Origin of the sequence: Nocardia salmonicida (assembly GCF_036142455.1) — a bacterium.
Taxonomy (GTDB): domain Bacteria; phylum Actinomycetota; class Actinomycetes; order Mycobacteriales; family Mycobacteriaceae; genus Nocardia; species Nocardia salmonicida.
The window spans coordinates 3,456,100-3,471,892 of record NZ_CP108014.1 but is presented as its reverse complement, the minus strand read 5'-3'; the positions used below and the strand labels follow the sequence as shown (position 1 = coordinate 3,471,892).

General features: G+C 67.8%; 15 protein-coding genes. 11 read left to right on the top strand and 4 right to left on the bottom strand.

Annotated elements, in window-relative coordinates:
• The first annotated feature begins 43 nt into the window (after positions 1 to 43).
• The gene (locus OHS03_RS16455; protein WP_328663790.1) at positions 44 to 544 is read left to right on the top strand and encodes a MarR family winged helix-turn-helix transcriptional regulator; all 501 of its coding nucleotides are present in this window, start codon (positions 44 to 46) and stop codon (positions 542 to 544) included.
• 106 nt (positions 545 to 650) lie between these two features.
• Here the strand turns inward: OHS03_RS16455 and OHS03_RS16450 are convergent, their stop codons facing one another.
• Positions 651 to 1,220: a TetR/AcrR family transcriptional regulator gene (locus OHS03_RS16450; RefSeq protein WP_056810327.1), complete on the bottom strand. Its 570-nt coding sequence runs from the start codon at positions 1,218 to 1,220 to the stop codon at positions 651 to 653.
• 132 nt (positions 1,221 to 1,352) lie between these two features.
• Complete coding sequence (gene acnA, locus OHS03_RS16445; protein ID WP_405147237.1) at positions 1,353 to 4,166, bottom strand: aconitate hydratase AcnA; 2,814 nt, start codon at positions 4,164 to 4,166, stop codon at positions 1,353 to 1,355.
• A 283-nt stretch (positions 4,167 to 4,449) separates the two neighbouring features.
• Here acnA and OHS03_RS16440 point away from each other — a divergent pair, with 283 nt between their 5' ends.
• The 10 genes from OHS03_RS16440 (at position 4,450) to OHS03_RS16395 (ending at position 13,944) form a co-directional block, all read left to right on the top strand.
• The gene (locus OHS03_RS16440; RefSeq protein ID WP_328663786.1) at positions 4,450 to 4,998 is read left to right on the top strand and encodes an Rv1476 family membrane protein; all 549 of its coding nucleotides are present in this window, start codon (positions 4,450 to 4,452) and stop codon (positions 4,996 to 4,998) included.
• Between the two features lie 250 nt (positions 4,999 to 5,248).
• A complete protein-coding gene (locus OHS03_RS16435; protein ID WP_328663785.1) occupies positions 5,249 to 6,688 on the top strand; it encodes an NlpC/P60 family protein in 1,440 nt (479 codons plus the stop codon).
• A gap of 176 nt (positions 6,689 to 6,864) precedes the next feature.
• Entirely contained in the window at positions 6,865 to 8,025 is a 1,161-nt protein-coding gene (locus tag OHS03_RS16430) for an AAA family ATPase (RefSeq protein WP_328663783.1), read from the top strand.
• 23 nt (positions 8,026 to 8,048) lie between these two features.
• Positions 8,049 to 9,005, top strand: a complete 957-nt coding sequence (locus OHS03_RS16425; RefSeq protein WP_056810314.1) for a DUF58 domain-containing protein — start codon at positions 8,049 to 8,051, stop codon at positions 9,003 to 9,005.
• Positions 9,002 to 10,006 (top strand): VWA domain-containing protein, encoded by a 1,005-nt coding sequence (locus OHS03_RS16420; RefSeq protein ID WP_328663781.1) that lies wholly within the window; start codon positions 9,002 to 9,004, stop codon positions 10,004 to 10,006. The genes OHS03_RS16425 and OHS03_RS16420 overlap by 4 nt, the downstream gene beginning before the upstream one ends.
• A gap of 85 nt (positions 10,007 to 10,091) precedes the next feature.
• Positions 10,092 to 10,808, top strand: coding sequence for a 3-oxoacyl-ACP reductase FabG1 (gene fabG1, locus OHS03_RS16415; RefSeq protein ID WP_056810308.1), 717 nt, complete (start codon positions 10,092 to 10,094; stop codon positions 10,806 to 10,808).
• 180 nt (positions 10,809 to 10,988) lie between these two features.
• Entirely contained in the window at positions 10,989 to 11,825 is an 837-nt protein-coding gene (gene inhA / locus OHS03_RS16410) for an NADH-dependent enoyl-ACP reductase InhA (protein WP_056810305.1), read from the top strand.
• Entirely contained in the window at positions 11,825 to 12,874 is a 1,050-nt protein-coding gene (locus tag OHS03_RS16405; RefSeq protein ID WP_328663779.1) for a ferrochelatase, read from the top strand. The genes inhA and OHS03_RS16405 overlap by 1 nt, the downstream gene beginning before the upstream one ends.
• 86 nt (positions 12,875 to 12,960) lie before the next feature.
• Entirely contained in the window at positions 12,961 to 13,356 is a 396-nt protein-coding gene (locus OHS03_RS16400; RefSeq protein WP_328663777.1) for a hypothetical protein, read from the top strand.
• A 90-nt stretch (positions 13,357 to 13,446) separates the two neighbouring features.
• The gene (locus tag OHS03_RS16395; RefSeq protein ID WP_328663775.1) at positions 13,447 to 13,944 is read left to right on the top strand and encodes a hypothetical protein; all 498 of its coding nucleotides are present in this window, start codon (positions 13,447 to 13,449) and stop codon (positions 13,942 to 13,944) included.
• A gap of 49 nt (positions 13,945 to 13,993) precedes the next feature.
• Here OHS03_RS16395 and OHS03_RS16390 read toward each other — a convergent pair whose 3' ends face one another.
• Positions 13,994 to 14,806 carry an Rv1486c family protein gene (locus OHS03_RS16390; RefSeq protein WP_056810293.1) on the bottom strand — a complete coding sequence of 271 codons (813 nt, stop codon included), beginning with the start codon at positions 14,804 to 14,806 and terminating at the stop codon, positions 13,994 to 13,996.
• 112 nt (positions 14,807 to 14,918) lie between these two features.
• Entirely contained in the window at positions 14,919 to 15,749 is an 831-nt protein-coding gene (locus tag OHS03_RS16385; protein WP_328663773.1) for a DUF3097 domain-containing protein, read from the bottom strand.
• Positions 15,750 to 15,793: the final 44 nt, after the last annotated feature.

Below are 15,793 nucleotides of genomic sequence, written 5' to 3'. Positions count from 1 at the left end.
TAGTTCGGTACCGAACTATATCCCAGCGAATAGAATGCTGTCTATGGATGAACGTGAGCCGGATGTGGTCGACGCGATCACGGCGCAGTGGCAGCGGGAGCGACCCGATCTGGAGCTAGAGGCGATGGCGGTCTTCGGCAGACTCGGCAGGCTGATGAACATCGCCACGGCGCGGATCGAAAGTGTGTTCACCGCACACGGTTTGCAGCGCGGCGAGTTCGATGTGCTTGCGGCACTGCGTCGTTCGGGCGCACCCTTCGAACTCAACCCGTCGGTGCTCGCCGATACCTTGATGCTGTCGCGGGCGGGGATGACCGGGCGTATCGACCGACTCGAAACGGCAGGCCTGGTTCGCCGCGTCGCCGATCGCGAGGATCGACGCGCCGTGCGGGTGGCGCTCACCGATCAGGGCAGGGCGCTCGTCGACACGGTGGTCGTGGCGCACACCGAGAACGAGACGGCGATGCTGGCGGTACTGAAGCCGGCCGATCGTGTCGCCCTGGACCGCATCTCGCGAACCTTGCTCAGCGGTTGGGCGAGCTGACCCGCCGATCCCGGTCGGGGAAATGACCTCCGGAGAATTTCCCGCCGCGCGCAATCGGCGAGGGCTCGGCGGCCATGGGCTACTCCATGGCCGCGTCGAGCCTGACTCAGGATTCCTTGCGTCGCACCGAGGCTTCGACGAGATCCAGTACGGCGGAAAGGTTTTCGTTGGTGTGACCCGAGGCGATGCGGGCGATCAACCCGTCGAGGACCAAGTCGAGGTAGCCGAGTAGGACATCGGTGGGGACATCGTCTCGGAGGGCGCCCGCTGCTTTGCGGCGCTCGAGGCGGGCCAGGGTCGCGGCGGTCAGTTCGGCCGAGCGTTGGGTCCAGCCCGCGCGGAACTCGGGGTCGGTGCGGACTCGGCGCGCGATTTCCAGGCGGGTGCCCAGCCAGTTGAATTCCTCCGGGCGGGCGAGCATATCGCGCATCACCTGGACCAGGCCCTGATTGGCGGCGACTTCGGCCATGCGTTCGGCGTCGTCTTTGGCCAAGGCGAAGAACAGGGCGTCCTTGTCGCGGAAATGATGGAAGATCGCGCCGCGGGACAGGCCGATGGCCTCTTCCAGGCGGCGCACGGTGGCGCCGTCGTAGCCGTATTCGGCGAAGCAGCGTCGTGCACCGTCGAGGATCTGGCTGCGGCGGGCGGCGAGGTGGTCGTCGCTGACCTTGGGCATGATTCCTCCAGCTAGCGGATACACGGACCCCCGCCCCGGCGAACCGAGGCGGGGGCTGTCGCATTATTCATGGGGCAAGCGAATGCCCTTGTGACGCAACACCTTACGGCGTTGCATCACCGGGTCGAACAATCAGCCGCGGATCATGTTGCGCAGCACGTACTGCAGGATGCCGCCGTTGCGGTAGTAGTCGGCCTCACCGGGGGTGTCGATGCGGACGACCGCGTCGAACTCGGTGACCTTGCCGTCTTCCGCGGTGGCGGTGACCTTGACGGTCTCGGGGGTGACACCCTCGTTGAGGGCGGTGATCCCCGCGATGTCGAAGGTCTCGGTGCCGGTCAGGCCCAGCGAGGCAGCGGACTGCCCGGCCGGGAACTGCAGCGGCACAACGCCCATGCCGATCAGGTTGGAGCGGTGGATGCGCTCGAACGACTCGGTGATGACGGCCTTCACGCCCAGCAGGCTGGTGCCCTTGGCGGCCCAGTCACGCGAGGAGCCCGAACCGTATTCCTTGCCGCCGAGCACGACCAGCGGGATGCCCGCGGCCTGGTAGTTCTGCGAGGCGTCGTAGATGAACGCCTGCGGGCCGCCGTCCTGGGTGAAGTCGCGGGTGTAACCACCCGAGACGTCGTCGAGCAGCTGGTTGCGCAGCCGGATGTTGGCGAAGGTGCCACGGATCATGACCTCGTGGTTACCGCGACGCGAGCCCAGCGAGTTGTAGTCCTTGCGGGCCACACCGTTGGCGTCGAGGTACTGCGCGGCCGGGGTGCCGGGCTTGATCGGGCCCGCCGGGGAGATGTGGTCGGTGGTGACCGAGTCGCCCAGCAGCGCCAGCACGCGAGCGCCGGAGATGTCGGTGACGGGGGAGGGATCCATCGACATGCCGTCGAAGTACGGCGCCTTGCGCACGTAGGTGGACTTCTCGTCCCACGCGAAGGTGTCGCCCTCCGGGGTCGCCAGACCCTGCCAACGCTTGTCACCGTCGAAGATGGTGGCGTAGGAGTTGCGGAACATGTCCTGGCTGATCGACGTCTTGATGGTGTCGTCGATCTCCTGGGCCGAGGGCCAGATGTCCTTCAGGAAGACATCGTTGCCGTCGGTGTCCTGGCCGAGCGCGTCGGTCTCGAAGTCGAAGTCCATCGTGCCCGCGAGTGCGTAGGCGATGACCAACGGCGGGGAGGCCAGGTAGTTCATCTTCACGTCGGGGGAGATGCGACCCTCGAAGTTGCGGTTACCCGAGAGCACCGCGGTGACCGAGAGGTCGTTGTCGTTGATCGCGGCCGAGATCGCCTCGGGCAGCGGACCGGTGTTACCGATGCAGGTGGTGCAGCCGTAGCCACCGACGAAGAAGCCCAGCTTCTCCAGGTAGGGCCACAGGCCGGCCTTCTCGTAGTAGTCGGTGACGACCTGCGAGCCCGGGGCCATGTTGGTCTTCACCCACGGCTTGGTCGCGAGACCCTTCTCCACCGCGTTGCGGGCGAGCAGGGCGGCGCCGAGCATGACCGACGGGTTGGAGGTGTTGGTGCACGAGGTGATACCCGCGACGACCACCGCGCCGTGATCGAGGACGAACTTGTTGCCGTCCTCGCCGACGACCTCGATCGGCTTGGAGGGCCGACCCTTGGCACCGTTGGCCGCGGAGTGCGCGGGGGTGTAGGTGTCGTCGGCGGCGGCGGCGGACACCGCGGTCGAGTCCGAGGCCGGGAAGGACTCGTCGACGCCCTCGTCCAGCGCGGTGAGCTCACCTTCGCCGACGTAGTTGACGATGTCGGAGCGGAACGCGTTCTTGGAGTCGCTGAGCAGGATGCGGTCCTGGGGACGCTTCGGGCCCGCGATCGAGGGCACGACGCTGGCCAGATCGAGCTCGAGGTACTCCGAGTACACCGGCTCGCGCTCGGCGTCGTGCCACATGCCCTGTTCCTTGGCGTACGCCTCGACGAGCGCGAGCTGCTCGTCGCTGCGGCCGGTCAGGCGCAGGTAGTTGATGGTCTCCTCGTCGATCGGGAAGATCGCGGCGGTGGAACCGAACTCGGGGCTCATGTTGCCCAGGGTGGCGCGGTTCGCGAGGGGGACCTCGGAGACGCCCTTGCCGTAGAACTCGACGAACTTGCCGACGACGCCGTGCTTACGCAGCTGCTCGGTGACGGTGAGCACCACGTCGGTAGCGGTGACGCCCGGCTTGATCTCACCGGTCAGCTTGAAGCCGACGACGCGCGGGATCAGCATGGAGACGGGCTGGCCGAGCATCGCGGCCTCGGCCTCGATGCCGCCGACGCCCCAGCCCAGCACGCCGAGGCCGTTGACCATGGTGGTGTGCGAGTCGGTGCCGACACAGGTGTCGGGGTAGGCCTGGCCGTTGCGGACCATGACCGTGGGGGCCAGGTACTCGATGTTGACCTGGTGGACGATGCCCATGCCCGGGGGGACGACCTTGAAGTCGTCGAAGGCGCCCTGGCCCCAGCGCAGGAACTGGTAACGCTCGCCGTTGCGCTCGTACTCGAGGTCGACGTTGCGCTCGAGCGCGTCGGCGCGGCCGAAGACGTCGAGGATCACCGAGTGGTCGATGACCATGTCGGCGGGCGAGAGCGGGTTGACCTTGCTCGGATCGCCACCGAGGACGGTGACGGCCTCACGCATGGTGGCGAGGTCGACGATGCAGGGCACGCCGGTGAAGTCCTGCATGATCACGCGCGCGGGGGTGAACTGGATCTCGACGCTCGGCTGTGCCGAGGGGTCCCAGTTCGCGATCTCGCGGATGTGGTCGGCGGTGATGTTCGCGCCGTCCTCGGTGCGCAGCAGGTTCTCTGCCAGCACCTTCAGGGCGTAGGGCAGCTTCTCGGTGCCGGGAACAGCCGAGAGACGGAAGATCTCGTAGGAGTTGCTTCCGACCTCGAGCGTGCCTTTGGCGCCGAAGGTATCAATCTTCGTCACGTCAGCTCCACTCATGTGTGAGGGTGTGCCGCCGGCGGGGCTGTGCCGGCGGCTCGCGTCTTCGGAGGGGGTATCCGGCGCCGTGAGATGCCGAATTCCTCGCCGTACGAGCCTAACAGTACGCTTGTCCTATGAAATACGCGGGGGCCGTCGGTGGTGCCGTGCAGGCGTAGTCGAGCGCCGCGTCGCGTACTGTGCCTGACGAGCGAAGTCGGGGAAGACGCAGTGACGCTCACCTTGGCAGTGTTGGACGCCCGTCGCGACACCGGCGACTGTGGCTCGACAGACCGGATGGAAGATGACCACTTTTGCGCCGATGGCGGCCGAGCTGCCGCCGAACACCGTGCTGAGCAGCGTCGCGTCCGACCTCGCCGACAATCACGTCGCGGCCCCCAAGGGTCAGGATCAGGAGAAACTGGCGGCGATCGTCGCGCAGGCGCGATCCGAGGGGATCCCGCTCAGCGTCGTCGTCGTTCCCGGTAATCCCGGCCACGACTCGAGCCTACGTGATCTGGCCACCGAGGTCGGCGAGAGCACGCACGGCACCGTCGCGGTCTTCAGCGACGACTGGCTCGGTACCTACAGCGACACCATCAGCCGGGTTCGGCTCGAGTGGGCCGAGGACTCGGCAAAGTACAAGGGCAACCATCCCGAAGAGGCCGTGCAGGCCTTCGTCGACCGGCTCGAGCAGCCGGAGGGCGTCTCCTGGGGCGCCATCACCGCGGTGTTGATCAGCCTCATGGTGCTGGTGATCGCCGGGCTGTACCTGGTGAAGGTCCGCCGCGGTCCCGATGCGGACGCAACGGCCGTCGTGCCACCACGCGTCGACGCGAGTTCCACCAACTAACTGGTTTCACTCCAGTCACATTTCCAGACCAGCGGTCTGTTTTCTGGGGTAGAAAACTGTCCCGCGTCGCGCAAATTCCGAGCAATCGATGAATTGTTGCCGCGCGCCACTGTGACGGATGTTTCCTTTGGGAACCATGTGTCGTACGGTTGCGATGAACGCGATCGTGAATGCAGTGGTACAGGGGGCATTGGTCGACTCTTGTGGTCGGTGTTTCGGCTGATGCGCCGGTGGCGTATGTCGAGTCGAGATGCTCGGAGGTACCGTGCGCAGTGCGGGCAGGCGGGACGAACCAGGTCTATTACGAATAGCGATCGGTTTGCTGGCGGTGGTGGCAGTGCTGCTCACCGCGGGACCGGTCGCTGCTGTACCACCCCCTCCACCTAATCCGTCCGACGGTGAGATCGCAGGCGCGGGCGCCCAGGTCGACGCGCGGGTCAGCGAGATCGGCGTGCTGATCAATCGCGTCGCCGCGGCCGATCAGCAGTTGCGCGCACTCGACGACCAACTCGCGGGCAAACGCGAAGCGGTCAACCAGGCGCTCGTCGACCTGCAGACCGCACGCGACGCGGCCGACGCGGCCGCGGCCGCCGTCTCCGACAGCCAGACCCAACTGGCCGACGCGGGCGTGAAAGTCGATGTGGCACGCCAGGATTTCGATCAGGTCGCCACCCAGGCCTACGTGCGTCCCGCCAACAGTTCGGTCGTCACCTACCTGGCCTCCTCGACCCCCGATGCCGCGATGGACCGCGCGCAGGTGCTCGGCATGGTGTCGAAGAACCAGCGACAGGTGCTCGACGGTCTGCGCCGCGCCCAGGTCGCCCAGGCCAATCAGAATTCCGCCGCGCGCCAGGCCAAGGCCGATGCCGATACCGCCGCGGCGGGCGCGGAACAGAAGCGCGACGCCGCCCAGCACGCGGTGAACATCGCGAAATCCGAGTTCGACACCCAGGCCGTGGCCCGCGACACCCTGAGCCGCGATCGCAGCGCCGCCCAATCCGCCCTCGACGTAGCCCGCTCGACCGTCGCCGGGCTCCAGAGCCAACGCGAGATCTTCCTGACCTGGGACGACCAACGTGAAGCCGAGGTGCTCGCCCTGCTGGCCGCGGCCAACGCCGCCGCCTCCCGCGCCGCGGCCGACAAGGCCGCCCGCGACCGTGCCGCCCAGCTCAACGAGGGCCAGCGCCCGCACGCCGACCTCGAGTCGACCCCGGCCTCGCCACGCAAAACCAAGCCGCGCCCGTCACAACCACAGGTCACCGGTTCGGCGGCGATCGAAACCGTGGTCGACCGCGCGATGTCGCAGCTCGGCGTCACCTACGCCTGGGGCGGCGGCGACGAGGACGGACCCACCCTCGGCATCCGTGACGGCGGCACCGGTGACGCCCACGGCGACTTCGAGAAGGTCGGCTTCGACTGCTCCGGCCTGATGCTCTACGCCTTCGCCGGTATCGGCGTCTCGCTGCCGCACTACAGCGGCTACCAGTACAACGCGGGCACCCGGGTCGACGTCGAGGACCGCGAACGCGGCGACATGCTGTTCTGGGGCCCCGGCGGCAGCGTGCACGTGGCGATGTATCTGGGCAACGGCAAGATGATCGAGGCTCCTGAATCCGGGGATGTCGTGAAGATTTCCCCGGTCCGTGAAGACGGCATCATGCCGTACGCGGTGCGCATCGTCACCGACTGATTGCGTATCGCCGCTGGTAGGGGCGAAATCGGTGCGGCGTGCGCCACACCGACCGCCGCACGTGAGTGCCGTCACGAGGATGACGAATCCCCGTCTAGTACTGGCCGGTTGCGGCGCACCGGGCGATTCAATGGAATAGTTGGTGCCGCACGCACAGGACCAAAGCGAAAGCGGGGATGTTGGTGACTTCGACGGAAGGTGTGAGCGGGCCGAAGCTGGCGAAGGACGCCGGTACGGCCACGCCGAGCACCCTGGAGCGTGACGTCCAGACTCTCGAGAAGGCGATCTACGAGGTCAAGCGGGTTATCGTCGGTCAGGACCGGCTGGTCGAGCGTTTGCTCGTCGCCGTGCTGGCACGCGGACACGTGCTGCTCGAAGGTGTGCCGGGCGTCGCGAAGACTCTTGCGGTGGAAACCTTCGCCAAGGTCATCGGCGGCTCGTTCTCCCGGGTGCAGTTCACCCCGGACCTCGTGCCCACTGACCTCATCGGTACCCGCATCTACCGGCAGGGCCGCGAAGAGTTCGACACCGAGCTCGGCCCGGTGGTCGCGAACTTCGTGCTCGCCGACGAGATCAACCGCGCACCGGCCAAGGTGCAGTCGGCACTGCTCGAGGTGATGGCCGAGCGCAAGCTGTCGATCGGCGGCAAGACCTACCCGATGCCCGATCCGTTCCTGGTCATGGCGACCCAGAACCCGATCGAGAGCGAAGGCGTGTACCCGCTGCCGGAGGCACAGCGCGACCGCTTCCTGTTCAAGGTCGTCGTGGACTACCCCTCGGTCGAGGAAGAGCGCGAGATCATCTACCGGATGGGTGTGAGCGCGCCAGAGCCGAACCAGATTCTCGACCCCGAAGACATCATCCGCCTGCAGAAGGTGGCCGCCAACGTCTTCGTGCACCACGCGCTCGTCGACTACGTGGTCCGCGTGATCACCGCGACCCGCACGCCCGCCGACTTCGGCATGGACGATGTGGCGAGCTGGATCTCCTACGGCGCGTCCCCGCGCGCGAGCCTCGGCATCATCGCCGCGGCCCGCTCGGTCGCACTGATCCGTGGCCGTGACTACGTGGTGCCCCAGGACGTCGTCGAGGTGATCCCGGACGTGCTGCGCCACCGTCTGGTGCTGTCGTACGACGCGCTGGCCGACGAGGTTTCGCCCGAGGACGTCATCAAGCGCGTGCTGCAGACCGTCGGCCTGCCGCAGGTCGCCCCGCAGGCCAACGGTCAGGCTGCCCCGCAGCAGCCGCCGGTGCCCCAGCCGCCCCAGCCCCAGCCTGTGCCGCAGGCGGTGAACGGGCAGCAGTCCCAGCCCGCCGGCTCCGTCGCGCCCCAGTGAGTGCGCCGGAACCCGTTGTCCGCGTGCCCACCTCGTCTCACGCCCCGCCGTCGTTCCGTGCCGGTGAACTGACCGACCCGAAGCTGTCGGCCGCGCTCAAGACCCTCGAGTTGACCGTGCGGCGCCGCCTCGACGGCGTGCTGCACGGTGATCACCAGGGGCTGATCCCCGGTCCGGGTTCGGAACCGGGGGAGGCGCGGCTGTACCAGCCGGGTGACGATGTGCGACAGATGGATTGGTCGGTCACCGCCCGCACCACCCATCCGCACGTGCGGCAGATGATCGCCGACCGCGAGCTGGAGACCTGGCTCGTCGTCGACCTGTCGTCGAGCCTGGACTTCGGTACCGGGCGGGTGCACAAGCGCGATCTCGCGATCGCGGCGGCCGCGGCGATCACCCACCTCACCTCGGGCGGCGGCAACCGGATCGGCGCCGTCGTGGCGACCGGTCAGGACCTGGTTCGCATCCCCGCGCGCAGCGGACGCATGCACGCCCAGACGCTGTTGCGCGGCATCGCGACCACCCCGCACGCCCGCGACGGCGTGCGCGGTGATCTCAAGGCCGGGATCGAGTCGCTGCGCCGTCCGCAACGCAAACGCGGTCTGGCCGTGGTGATCAGCGATTTCCTCGGTGATGTCGACTGGCAGCGCTCCCTGCGCGCGATCTCCGCCCGCCACGACCTGCTGGCCGTGGAAGTGCTCGATCCCCTGGACATCGCGCTGCCCGACGGCGGCGACGTGGTGCTGCACGATCCCGAATCGGGCCGCACCCGCGAGTTCAGCGTGACCCCCACGTTGCGTGCCGATTTCGCGGCCGCGGCCGGAGCCCAGCGTGAGCAGGTGGCGCAGGCGCTGCGCAGCTGCGGCGCGCCGGTGCTCACCCTGCAGACCGATCGGGACTGGATCGCCGACGTGGTCCGGTTCGTGTCCACCCGGCGCCACAGCCTCGGCGCCCCGAGCGGGCGGGTGCCTCGCCAGTGAGTATTTCGCATTTCACGGCCGTCGTCTGGCTCGGTTTCCTCGCGGTCGTCGCCCTGCTCGTGCTCGGCTACGTGCTGGTGCAGCGCGCCAGGCACAAGCGGATGCTGCAGTTCGGCAACATGGCCATCCTGGAGCGGGTCGCGCCCTCGCGCCCGAGTCCGATGCGCCATGCGCCGATCGCGCTCATCCTGGTCGGCCTGGTGCTGCTGACCATCGCCGCCGCGGGCCCCACCGCCGTGCAGAAGGTGCCGCGCAACCGCGCGACAGTTGTTCTGGTGATGGATGTTTCGCTGTCGATGGAGGCCACCGACGTGCCGCCGAACCGGCTGCAGGTCGCGCAGAAGGCCGGTAAGGATTTCGTCGACGGTCTGACGCCGGGCATCAACCTGGGTTTCGTCACGTTCGCGGGCACGGCCTCGGTGATGGTGTCGCCGACGACCAACCGCGAGGCGGTCAAGCACTCGATCGACAACATCAAGCTGGCCGAGCGCACCGCCACCGGCGAGGGCGTCCTCACCGCGCTGCAGTCGATCGACACCCTCGCCGCCGTGCTCGGTGGCGCCGAGACGCCCCCGCCCGCGCGCGTGGTGCTGATGTCGGACGGTAAGCAGACCGTGCCCGACGACAAGGACGTCGACAACCCGCGGCACGGTTTCACCGCCGCGCGCCTGGCCAAGAACAAGGGCATCCCGGTCTCGACGATCTCCTTCGGCACCGAGTGGGGCACGGTCGAGATCCCGGACTCCGACGGCAAGGGTTCGCAGCGGGTGAAGGTGCCCGTGGACAACGACTCGTTGCGCGAGATCGCCGAGCTGTCGGGCGGTGACTTCTACACCGCCTCGTCGCTGGCCGAACTCACCGCGGTCTACGACACCCTCGAGGAACAGATCGGCTACGAGACCACGCGCGGCGATGCGAGCAGGCCGTGGCTGCTGCTCGGCATGCTGGCCGTCGCGGCGGGAGTCGTGGTCAGTTTGCTCTATCGTCAACGTCTGCCCTAGCTCCCACCGCCCCCGCGTTGTGAGCTGTCGCAACGGCGCGACCCTGACGCGGGGCGCACGAATCGGAACAGATAGGTTGAACCCTATGTCGAACGTCACATCCCGGTCGGTCCTGGTCACCGGCGGTAACCGCGGTATCGGTCTCGCTGTCGCGCAGCGCCTGCAGGCCGACGGCCACAAGGTCGCCGTCACCCATCGCGGATCGGGGGTTCCCGAGGGTCTTTTCGGTGTGAAGTGCGATGTCACCGACAGTGATTCGGTCGATCGTGCGTTCACCGAAGTCGAGGAGCACCAGGGTCCGGTCGAGGTGCTGGTCGCCAATGCGGGCATCACCGACGACACCCTGCTGATGCGCATGACCGAGGACCAGTTCGAACGGGTCATCGACGCCAACCTCACCGGCGCGTTCCGCTGTGCCAAGCGGGCCAATCGAGCCATGCTCAAGGGTCGCTGGGGCCGGCTGATCTTCCTCGGCTCGGTGGTCGGAATGGCCGGCCAGGCCGGTCAGCTCAACTACGCCGCGTCCAAGGCCGGCGTCATCGGTATGGCGCGGTCGCTCACTCGGGAGCTGGGCTCGCGTTCGATCACCTCCAACGTGGTCGCCCCGGGCTTCATCGAGACCGATATGACCGCGGACCTGCCCGAAGATCTGAAGACCATGGCGAAGAAGTACATTCCGCTGCAGCGTCTCGGCCAGCCGGAAGACATCGCCGCTGTGGTCAGCTTCCTCGCTTCTGAGGACTCTCGCTATGTCTCCGGTGCGGTCATCCCGGTCGACGGCGGCATGGGCATGGGTCACTGATCCGACATGGCGCTGTTGTCCACGTCGACGGTCGCTATTGCATGGGTCACTGATCCGACAAGGCGCTGTTGTCCACGTCGACGGTCGCTATTGCATGGGTCACTGATCCGCTAACAGACCGCACCGCGCCACCGACAAGGTGGCAGCAACCCACACTGATTTCAGGAGAACCGAAAACTCATGGGCGGACTGCTCGAAGGCAAGACCATCCTGGTCACCGGCATCATCACCGACTCGTCGATCGCGTTCCACGCGGCCGCGATCGCGCAGGAGCAGGGCGCGAGGGTGATCATCACCGGTATTCCCGACCGCCTGCGGCTCATCGACCGCATCGCCAAGCGGCTGCCGCAGGAAGTGCCGCCTGCCATCGGCCTCGACGTGACCAACGAAGAGGACCTGGCCGCACTCACCGAGAAGCTGCGTGAGATCGCGCCCGAGGGCGTCGACGGCGTGCTGCACTCGATCGCGTTCGCGCCCCGTTCGATCATGGGCCCCGGCGCGCTGCCGTTCCTCGAGGGCCCCGGCCCCGACGTCTCCAAGTCGTTCGAGATCTCGGCCTGGAGCTACGCCTCGCTGGCTCGCGCCGTGCTCCCCGTGATGAACGAGGGTGGCTCGATCGTCGGCATGGACTTCGATCCGCGCGTGGCCATGCCGTACTACAACTGGATGGGCGTGTCCAAGGCCGCGCTCGAGTCGGTGAACCGTTACGTGGCGCGCGAGGTGGGTGCCGCCAAGAAGATCCGTTCCAACCTGATCGCCGCGGGCCCGATCAAGACCCTCGCCGCCAAGGCCATCGCGGGTACCGCCACCGACGATGCCAAGCAGCTCGTCCAGCTCGACGAGTACTGGGACGGCGCGTCGCCGATCGGCTGGGACGGCAACGACCCGCGCGCGGTCGGCAAGTCGATCGTGGCGCTGCTCTCGGATTGGCTGCCCGCCACCACCGGCTCGATCATCTACGTCGACGGCGGCGCCAGCCACAACATGTGGTTCCCGGAGAACATGTCGCTGAGCTGATGCCGGACGCCCTGCTGCTGCTGTCCTTCGGTGGCCCCGAAGGTCCCGAGGACGTGATCCCCTTCCTGGAGAACGTCACTCGGGGCCGCGGGGTGCCTCCGGAACGCCTCGCCGAGGTCGCGCAGCACTACCTGCATTTCGGCGGGATCTCGCCGATCAACGCGTTGAATCGGCAGATCATCACCGCGCTCGAGGCCGACCTCGCCGATGCCGGGCTGGATCTGCCGGTCTACTTCGGCAATCGCAACTGGCATCCCATGGTCGAGGACACCGTCGCGCGGATGACCGCCGACGGCGTGCGCTCGGCGCTGGTCTTCACCACCTCCGCGTGGGGCGGGTATTCCGGTTGCCGCCAGTACGACGAGGACATCACCCGGGCCCGCGCGGCCGTCGGTGCCGGTGCCCCGGAGTTGGTGAAACTGCGCCAGTACTTCGACCACCCGCTGCTGATCGAGTCCTTCGCCGACGCGATCGCCGCTGCGGTGCAACAGATTCCGGCCGATCGCCGCAGCGGCACGCGCCTGGTTTTCACCGCGCACTCCATTCCCGTCTCCGCCGACACCACGGCGGGCCCACCCGCCGACGGTGGCCGCCTCTACAGCAGGCAGGTCGCCGAAGCCGCCCGATTGTGTGCCGCGGCAACCGGTTTCGCCGAGTACGACGTGGTGTGGCAATCGCGTTCGGGCCCACCGCAGGTGCCGTGGCTCGAACCCGACATCGTCGACCACCTGGATGTGCTGCACGGTAAGGGCATCGACGCGGTGGTGGTGTGCCCGGTCGGTTTCGTCTCCGATCACCTCGAAGTGATCTGGGACCTCGACAACGAAGCGTCGGCCAGGGCCGACGAACTCGGGATGGCTTTCGCCCGCGCGGGGACTCCCGGCACCGACCCACGGTTCTCCCGGATGATCGTCGAACTGATCGCCGAACGGGTGAGCGGCGGTCCGGTGCGCGAACTCGGCGAAGTCCCGGGTTACGGCTGTACCGTCGACGGTGCCCTGTGCGCGCCCGGTTGCTGCGAACTGCCCGCGCGCCCGGCTCGTCGCTGAACACAACCGGATAACCATTCACCGGTAGCCCCCGGTTCGAGGAGTAGCCTTTTCACAGTTGCGCTCGACTGATCGGAGGATTTCCGATGATTTCGACACCGCCGCGCCGCGCCGCCGGGCTAGCCCTGGTGCTGACCGCCGCCGCGCTCGGCCTGACCGGGTGTGGCAACGACTCCGGCTATCAAACCCAGCCCCCACAGCCCACCGAACCCTTGATTTCGCAGGCCTCGGTGCAGGATCTCTGCGGCATTCTCGATGGACAGAAGGGCACGTGGAAGGCACTGGGCCCGCCGGTCGCGCGGGTGGCGTTCACCGGCGCGGTGAGGTTGTGGACAGTGAACGACACCGTGGCCAATGCCGCCATCGCCTACAACCGCCGCATCGTCGACACCGTCACCATCCGCACCTGTCCGCAGGTGCGCGACGCCACGCTGGAGTCGCTCGATGTCCCCGATCTGAAGGTCGCCCTCGGCGGATTCTGAACTGGCACTTCCCACTTCGCGTCGGCTCTGCGTTAGCATCGCCCGCAGACCTTCGCCCGGAGGTCTGCGTGACGCTACGGGGAGGGTCCGATGAACTATGCCGAGATGACGGTGACCGCACTATCGCGGGGAGGCGGTCTTCTCACAGGCGATCGCGTCCGCGCGGGCGATGCGGAGGCGGTGCTGGCCCGTCGTGGCGGCGGTAGCAGCGTGAGCGTCGGCGGCGGCGGGGTCCCGGAGTGGGTCTGGTATCTGATCATCGCCGCGGTCGTGCTCATCGTCTTGATCGTGGTGATCCGCGCGTTCAGTGGTTCCTCGAATCAGGCTGCGCCACACCAGATGCCGCCACCGCAGCAGATGGCGCCCCAGCCGTATCCGGCCCAGTATCAGCAGCCCTACCCGCAGCAGCACCTGTCCGGCCCCGGCTACCCGCAGGCCCAGTACCCGCCGCAGTATCCGCAGGGTCACTACCCCCAGCCGTATCCGCAACAGCAGCCGATGCCGTACCCACAGCAGCAGGCGTACCCGTACCCCCAGCAGATGCCGTACCCCCAGCAGCCGCAGTACCAGCAGCCGTACCGTCGCTGACGAATCGGGGTCCGGCGGGCGCCCCCGGACGTCGGCGAACGCGGTAGGTCTAGCCGTCGCGGCGGGCGGCGGCGTGGACCGCGACGAGGCGGGCCTCACGGATCGTGTTCCACAGCGGGCGCAGCAGGGATTCGTGCGCGCCGATCGCGGTGGCCGAGGTGGGCGAGGACGCCGGTTCGTGCTGGGCGACGGTGAGAATCGCGGCCACGTGATCGGCAGTATCGAGAATCCGCTTGGCGCGCAGCGGGATCGAGTCGGGATAGGCGTGACGTGAGTAGGCCGCGAGCTGAGCTTCGATCTGCTCGCGCGGATCGTCGTCGCCGTTGCCGACCGAGGTGGTGTGCAGTTGCATGAGGGCGTCGGCGGCGTCGCGGACCGATTCGCGCATCGTGTACTCGGCCTCGCCGAGCGACATGTCGTGACCCACGATGCGGGGGAGGTCGACGCCGTAGACGGTCCACTGCAGGGTTTCGTCGTCGTCCCACTGTGGGATCAGGCCGGTGCCCGGCTCGCCGGGAACACCGAGCAGCAGGCCTTCCTCGGCGTCGATCGCGTCGGCCGCGAACGCGGTGCCGACCGGCAGCCCGCGCACATCACCCGCCGCGGGCAGGACAAGGCGCAAGTGCGCCCCGGCCGGCGCCATCGCCTCGCGGATCACCTTGAGCAACGGCATGGCGCCGGTGCCCGCTTCGCCGCGTGAGGTCCACGGCAGATCGGTGCGTCCGCCGGTGACCGGGTCGCCCGCCGCGATGGTGTGGCGCGGCGCCCAGGCATGCAGTGCCTCCAGCACGTCGTCGGGCGCGCTGGTACCGGCCAGCCAGGAGCCGGCCCACAGCGTCAGCGTGGCACTGGGAGAGCACATAATCATCGAGCATAAAGGTTCCGCGACAATCGCGTGCGCGCACCGAGCTCGTCGATGTTGCCTACGCAGGTCGCGGTATTCGGCGCGAGGACCCGCCTGACCTGCTGTGCGTTCACTCGGGCTCGGTCACGAAGTCGATGAGCCGTTCGACGGCCCCGATGAGCGGGGCTTCCAGATCCCGGAACGAGTCGACCGCATCGTAGACACGGCGCCACCCCTGCTGGGGTGTTCCCCAGCCCAGGCGCGCGCAGATTCCGGTCTTCCAATCCTCGCCGCGCGGCACCGTCGGCCAGGCGTCGATGCCCAGTGCGGCGGGACGGACCGCCTGCCAGACATCGATATACGGATGGCCGGTCACCAGTACATGCGGTCCGAGCCCGGTGGTCAGGTGCGTCTCCTTGGAACCGGTCACCAGGTGGTCGACCAGCACCCCCACCCGCGCGCCGGGACCCGGTTCGAATTCGGTGAGCCGGGCGCCGAGATTGTCGAGACCCTCCAGGTGCTCGACGACCACGCCCTCTACCCGCAGATCGTGGCCCCACACCCGTTCCACGAGCGCCGCGTCGTGCACGCCCTCCACCCAGATCCGGCTGGTCCGCGCGACCCGCGCGCGCAGGCCGTCGACGCGGGTGGAACCCGACGCCGACCGGGTGGGCTGTTTCGGCGCGGCGGCGGCGGCGGTGGGCTTGGTCAGCGTCACCGGTTTGCCGTCGATCAGGAAGGCCGCTTCCCGCATCGCGAACAACCGCACCGCACCGCGCGCGTCCTCCAGCTTCACGAACTCGCCGTCGTAGCTGCGATCGAAACCGACTACGGCACCGCAGAATCCGCTCGCCGCGTCCTCCACCACCAGGTCGCGCTCGGCCCGCACTGTCGGCACCGGCTTCTTCTTGGTCCGATCGTGTCCGGAATAGATATCGCCGTAACTGTCTCCTGCGCTCACGCCCCGAAACTACCGCGCTCGCAACGTAGTGCGCTGCACCGCCG